The following is a 5,752-nucleotide window of genomic DNA, read 5'->3' as shown; positions in this document are numbered from 1 at the left end:
GCACTGAGGTGCCCGCCCTCGCCCGCCGTCAGCCTGCGACGGGGGCGGATGCCACGGTCTCGGCCTTCTTCGCGGCCGTGATGCCCTTGCGCAGCGCCATCATCAGCAGGATGAGTCCCGCGGTGACGATGATGTGCCCGAGGCCCGCGACGCCGGCGATCGCGGCGTTCGACTCCTCGCCGAGCACGGTGAGCGAACCGTGCCAGACCATCATCGCGCTCGTCAGCAGCACGCCCGCGTTGTAGACCCAGAAGAACCAGCCGAACAGCGGGCTCGCGCTGAGGGTGAACGACTTCTCGAGCGCGAGCACGATGAGCATCACGAGCAGCCCCAGGGCGAGCAGGTGCGTGTGCACGACGGAGAGCTGCGTCGGGGCGCCCTCGAGGAAGTCGTTCGCCTTCGTGAACTCGCGGTAGTACAGGCCCGATCCGAGCCCGAGCACGACGTAGACGACGGCGGCGGTGAAGAGACGGTTCATGGATGTCGCTCCTTCGGTCGCGCCCGGTCGGCGCGTTCGCGCCCAGTCTGGCGCAGGCGCGCCGTCCGCCGCATCGTCCGAAGGTTCGAACCGGTCGCGCGACCTACGCGGGCTGCGGCTCCGTCCGCTCCTTCGCGACGAGCGTCAGCACGTCGTAGGTCGCGACGAGCTCGTCGTTCTGGTTCTTCAGCACCGCGTCCCAGCGCACCTCGCCGTACTCGTCGGTCTCGCGCGGCGAGATCTGCTTGGCCGTGAGTTCGACACGGATCTCGTCGCCTGGCGACACGGGCGTGATGAAGCGCAGGTTCTCGAGGCCGTAGTTCGCGAGCACCGGGCCCGGCTCGGGGTCGACGAAGAGGCCGGCGGCCCACGACACGAGCAGGTACCCGTGGGCGACCCGGCCGGGGAAGAACGGGTTCGCAGCCGCCGCCTCCTCGTTCATGTGGGCGTAGAACGTGTCGCCCGTGAAGTTCGCGAACGTCTCGATGTCGTCGAGGGTCACGACGCGCGGCGCCGACGCGACCTGGTCGCCGATGCGCAGCTCGGCGAGCGACTTGCGGAACGGGTGCGGCTCACCGCTCGCCTCGTACGGCCGGGCCGCGGCGCCCGCGTGCCACACGCCGGTGAGCGCGGTCAGCATCTCGGGCGAACCCTGCACCGCGGTGCGCTGCATGTGGTGCAGCACGGCGCGGATGCCGCCGAGCTCCTCGCCGCCGCCGGCCCGCCCGGGCCCGCCGTGCACGAGGTTCGGCAGCGGCGACCCGTGACCGGTCGAGCTGCGCGCGTCGTCGCGGTCGAGGAAGAGCACGCGCCCGTTGTAGGCGGCGATGCCCGACGCGAGCGCGACGGCGACGTCGGGGTCGTGCGTCGCGACGCTCGTCACGAGGGATCCGCCGCCCCTCGCCACGAGCGCGACCGCCTCGTCGAGCGAGTCGTAGCCGACGATCGACGACACCGGGCCGAAGGCCTCGACCTCGTGCAGCGCCGGGCTCGAGGCATCCGCGAACCGCAGCAGCACCGGCGAGACGAAGGCGCCGTCGGATGCCTCGCCGCGCGTGCCGTCGGCGAGGGTGACGGTGGGTGTGCCCGTCGACCCGACGACGACCTCGCCGCCGGCCTGCTCGAGGCGGCCCACCTGGCGCAGCACCTCGTCGCGCTGGGCGAGCGACGCGAGCGGGCCCATGGTGACGCCCTCGGTGCGCGGGTCGCCGACGACGACGCGCTCCGCGATGCGCGCGCGCACCGCGTCGATGACGGCGTCGATGGATGCCTCGGGCACGATCGCCCGGCGGATGGCCGTGCACTTCTGCCCGGCCTTCGTCGTCATCTCGACGACGAGCTGCTTGACGTACGCGTCGAACTCGGGGGTGCCGGCGACGGCGTCGGTGCCGAGCACCGAGGCGTTGATCGAGTCGGTCTCGCTCGTGAAGCGCACCCCGCCGGTCTGCACGGAATCGTGCGCCCTCAGCCGCTCGGCGGTCGACGCCGAACCGGTGAAGCCGACGAGGTCGCCGAGGCGCAGCTCGTCGAACAGGGTGGGCACGCTGCCCGACACCAGCTGCAGCGAGCCGTCGGGCAGGAGGCCCGACTCGACGAGGATGCGCACCATGTGCTCGGCGAGGTAGCCGGTGGGCGTCGCGGGCTTCACGACCGTCGGCATGCCGGCGAGGAACGCCGGGGCGAACTTCTCGAGCGACCCCCAGACCGGGAAGTTGAAGGCGTTGATCTGCACGGCGACACCCGGCAGGCGGGTGTAGATGTGCCGGCCGAGGAATGAGCCGTCCTTCGAGAGCGGCTCGACCGCGCCGTCGACGTAGACCTTCGCGTTCGGCATCTCGCGGCGGCCCTTGCCCGAGTAGGTGAAGAGCACGCCGATGCCGCCGTCGATGTCGACCCACGAGTCCTGCTTCGTGGCGCCGGTGCGGCTCGAGATCTCGTAGAGCTCGGCCTTGCGCTCGGTGAGCGCGAGCGCCATCTGCTTGAGCAGCACCGCCCGCTGGTGGAAGGTCAGCTCGCCGAGGCTCGCCTGCCCCACCGTGCGCGCGTAGTCGAGCGCGGCGCCGAGGTCGAGGCCCTCGGTCGAGACCCGGGCGACGACCTCGCCCGTCGAGGCGTCGCGCACCTCGGTCGCGCCGGCCGCGGCATCGGCGTCGGGCGTCCACCACTCGCCGCGGACGTAGCTCGGCAGGATCTCGGTCATCAGTGAATCCTCTCGGGGGTCGGGGAGCGACGATGGAGCGTGTCGAGACCGCTCACGAGGCATCCCATCGGTAGAAGCCCTCGCCGGCCTTGCGGCCGAGCTTGCCCTCGGCGACCAGGCGGCGCAGCAGGGCGGGCGGTTCGAATCGGTCGCCGAGCGTCTCGGCGAGGTACTCGGCGATGCCGAGCCGCACGTCGAGTCCGACGAGGTCGGTGAGCCGCAACGGCCCGACCGGGTGCTTGTAGCCGAGCGTCATCGCGGCGTCGATGTCCTCGGCGCTCGCAACCCCCGCCTCGAGCATGCGGATCGCCTCGAGCCCGAGCGCGACGCCCAGGCGCGACGAGGCGAACCCCGGGGCGTCGGCGACGACGATCGGCGTCTTTCCGATGGCACGCACCCAGTCGCGCGCGTCGTCGACGAGCGAGGGGTCGGATGCCTCGCCGCGCACGATCTCGACGAGGGTCGAGGCCGGCACGGGGTTGAAGAAGTGCAGGCCGACGAACCGGTGCGGGCGCTCGAGCAGGGCGGCGAGCTGGTCGATCGAGATCGACGACGTGTTCGACGCGAGGGCGGCGCCCGGTGCGAGCACCGCCTCGACCCGGGTGAGGGCGTCGATCTTGAGCTCGAGGTCCTCCGGCACCGCCTCGACGACGAGATCGCAACCGGCGAAGGCGTCGACGGCGGTGCTCGTCGCGAAACGGGCGGCGTACGCTGCGACATCCTCGTCGGCGGTGCCGCGCGCGATCGAGGCGTCGACCGACTCGAGCACACGGGTCGCGGCGGCCGTCGCGGCATCGGCGTCGCGCTCGACGACGGTGACCCGCGAGCCCGCGAGCAGGAAGGCGTGGGCGATGCCGGCGCCCATGCGACCGCCGCCGAGCACGCCGACACGGCCGGGGGCACCAGAGGCGGTGCTCGACGAGGGAGTCGTCTCGGGACCGCGGGACTCGTCGTTCACTGCTTCCTCTCCAGGAACTCGGTCATGCGCCGCATCTTCTCGGGGCTCTCGAAGAGCACGGCCTGCTCGTCGAGGTCGACCGCGGGGTGCGCCGAGCGCGGAGCGCGGAAGACGCGCTTCGTCGCCATCGTCGCGGCCCGGTCGTTGCGGGCGATGCGATCGGCGACCTCGTGCGCGGCCGCGAGCAGGTCGCCGGCCGGGTGCACCGACGAGACGAGCCCGATCGAGAGCGCCTCGGCCGCGTCGATCGTGCGCCCCGTCAGCAGCAGCTCGGCCGCGCGGGCGTCGCCGACGATCTCCTTGAGGCGCCAGCTGGCGCCGGCCGCGGCGATGATGCCGAGCCCGGTCTCGGGATTGCCGATCTTGAGCGACGGGGTCGCGATGCGGATGTCGGCGGCGTACGCGAGCTCGGCGCCGCCGCCGAGGGCGTACCCGTCGAGGGCGGCGATGACCGGCATCGGCAGGTCGGCGATGCGGATGAAGGCGTTCGCGTTGATGCCGCGGCGGGCGTCGTGCGCGCGACGATCGCGGAGCTGGGCGATGTCGGCGCCCGAGGCGAAGACGCCGCCGGCACCGGTGATGACGAGGATGCGCGGCTCGGCCTCGAGCTCGGCGCACAGCGCGTGCAGGGCGTCGATCGTGGCCTGGTCGATCGCGTTGCGCTTCTCGGGCCGGTCGAGCGTGGCGACGACGCGATCGGCCGACCGCTCGACGCGGAGCGGCCCCTCGGCGACGTCGTTCGTCGAGTCGCCCATCACACGCGCTCCACGATGAGGGCCGAGCCCTGGCCGACGCCGACGCACATGGTCGCGAGGCCGTAGCGAGCGCCCTCGCGCTCCATGCGGCCGAGCAGGGTCACCACGAGACGCGACCCGCTCGACCCGAGCGGGTGCCCGAGCGCGATGGCGCCCCCGTCGGCATTGACGAGCTCGTCATCGAGCCCGAGCCGGCGGATGCAGGCGATCGACTGCGTCGCGAACGCCTCGTTGAGCTCGATCGAGCCGATCTCGTCGAGGTCGATGCCGGCCCGCTCGAGCGCCTTCTCGGTGGCCGGCACCGGTCCGAGCCCCATGATCTCGGGGGCGATGCCCGCGCTCGCGCCGACCACGATGCGGGCCCGCGGGGTGAGCCCGTAGCGCTCGACCGCGGCGGCGCTCGCGACGACGATCGCCGAGGCGCCGTCGTTGAGCGAGCTCGAGTTGCCGGCCGTCACGACCTCGCCGCCCGGCACGACCGGGCGCAACCGCGCCAGAGCCTCGAGCGTGGAGTCGGGCCGCGGTCCCTCGTCGACGAGCACGTCGCCGCGATGCGTGGGCACGCCGACGATCTCGGCCTCGAACCGGCCGGCGGCGATCGCCGCGGCGGCCCGATGCTGCGAGCGCAGCGCGAAGGCGTCGGCCTCTGCACGGGTGATGCCGTCGACGCGCGCGACCTCTTCGGCCGTCTCGGGCATCGAGTAGGTCGCCTTGTCGCGGGCGACGAGTTCGGGGTTCGGGAACCGCCAGCCGATCGACGTGTCGTACGCCGCGCCGGGCTTCGCCCACGCCGAGCTCGGCTTCTGCTGCACCCAGGGCGCGCGGGTCATCGACTCGACGCCGCCGGCCACGATGAGGTCGGCGTCGCCGGCACGGATCGCCTGCGCGGCCATCGTGATGGCCGACATGCCCGAGGCGCAGAGCCGGTTGACGGTGACGCCCGGCACCTCGTCGGGCAGGCCGGCGAGGAGCACGGCCATGCGGGCGACGTTGCGGTTGTCCTCGCCGGCCTGGTTGGCGGCGCCGAGGATCACCTCGTCGATCTCGGCCGCCTCACCGGGTGCGAGGCCCGAACGGCGCACCGCCTCGCCGACGACGAGTGCGGCGAGGTCGTCGGGACGTACCGTCGCGAGGGCGCCGCCGTAGCGACCGACGGGCGTGCGCGCCCCTCCGACGAGATAGGCCTCGGCCATGCGGCTCTCCTGACTGCGTTGTCCGACGGGGCACCGTGAGCACGGTATCGCCCGGTCGAATTCCTGACCGAGCGTTCGGGAAGTAATTATGTCACGTCGCGGCATCCGCCGCGACCTCGCGACCGCTCCGGCGAGCCTCGAAGACGACGGATGCCTCGGGGCGGCGAT

General features: G+C 72.7%; 5 protein-coding genes. All 5 read right to left on the bottom strand.

Annotated features, from left to right (window positions below; genetic code table 11):
- Nucleotides 1-28: 28 nt before the first annotated feature.
- The 5 genes from ACWGPE_RS18355 to ACWGPE_RS18335 all read right to left on the bottom strand — a co-directional run bounded on the left by ACWGPE_RS18355 (nucleotide 29) and on the right by ACWGPE_RS18335 (nucleotide 5,584).
- Nucleotides 29-478 carry a DUF2871 domain-containing protein gene (locus ACWGPE_RS18355; protein WP_452049226.1) on the bottom strand — a complete coding sequence of 150 codons (450 nt, stop codon included), beginning with the start codon at nucleotides 476-478 and terminating at the stop codon, nucleotides 29-31.
- 103 nt (nucleotides 479-581) lie between these two features.
- Entirely contained in the window at nucleotides 582-2,678 is a 2,097-nt protein-coding gene (gene paaZ, locus ACWGPE_RS18350) for a phenylacetic acid degradation bifunctional protein PaaZ (RefSeq protein ID WP_275505265.1), read from the bottom strand.
- Between the two features lie 52 nt (nucleotides 2,679-2,730).
- Nucleotides 2,731-3,636 (bottom strand): 3-hydroxyacyl-CoA dehydrogenase family protein, encoded by a 906-nt coding sequence (locus tag ACWGPE_RS18345; protein ID WP_374201086.1) that lies wholly within the window; start codon nucleotides 3,634-3,636, stop codon nucleotides 2,731-2,733.
- Nucleotides 3,633-4,391, bottom strand: coding sequence for an enoyl-CoA hydratase/isomerase family protein (locus tag ACWGPE_RS18340; RefSeq protein ID WP_452049225.1), 759 nt, complete (start codon nucleotides 4,389-4,391; stop codon nucleotides 3,633-3,635). The genes ACWGPE_RS18345 and ACWGPE_RS18340 overlap by 4 nt, the downstream gene beginning before the upstream one ends.
- Entirely contained in the window at nucleotides 4,391-5,584 is a 1,194-nt protein-coding gene (locus tag ACWGPE_RS18335) for an acetyl-CoA C-acyltransferase (protein WP_231429786.1), read from the bottom strand. Before ACWGPE_RS18335 ends, ACWGPE_RS18340 begins: the two co-directional genes overlap by 1 nt.
- Between the last annotated feature and the right edge of the window lie 168 nt (nucleotides 5,585-5,752).

Source organism: Agromyces sp. NPDC055658, from assembly GCF_053618155.1.
Note: the sequence above shows the minus strand (reverse complement) of the source record. Positions and strands in the feature narration are given on the sequence as shown.

Excerpts from the sequence above, each read along its gene's own strand:
- ACWGPE_RS18355 (WP_452049226.1), bottom strand. The coding sequence starts at position 478 with ATGAACCGTCTCTTCACCGCCGCCGTCGTCTACGTCGTGCTCGGGCTC.
- paaZ (WP_275505265.1), bottom strand. The coding sequence starts at position 2,678 with ATGACCGAGATCCTGCCGAGCTACGTCCGCGGCGAGTGGTGGACGCCC.
- ACWGPE_RS18340 (WP_452049225.1), bottom strand. The coding sequence starts at position 4,391 with ATGGGCGACTCGACGAACGACGTCGCCGAGGGGCCGCTCCGCGTCGAG.
- ACWGPE_RS18335 (WP_231429786.1), bottom strand. The coding sequence starts at position 5,584 with ATGGCCGAGGCCTATCTCGTCGGAGGGGCGCGCACGCCCGTCGGTCGC.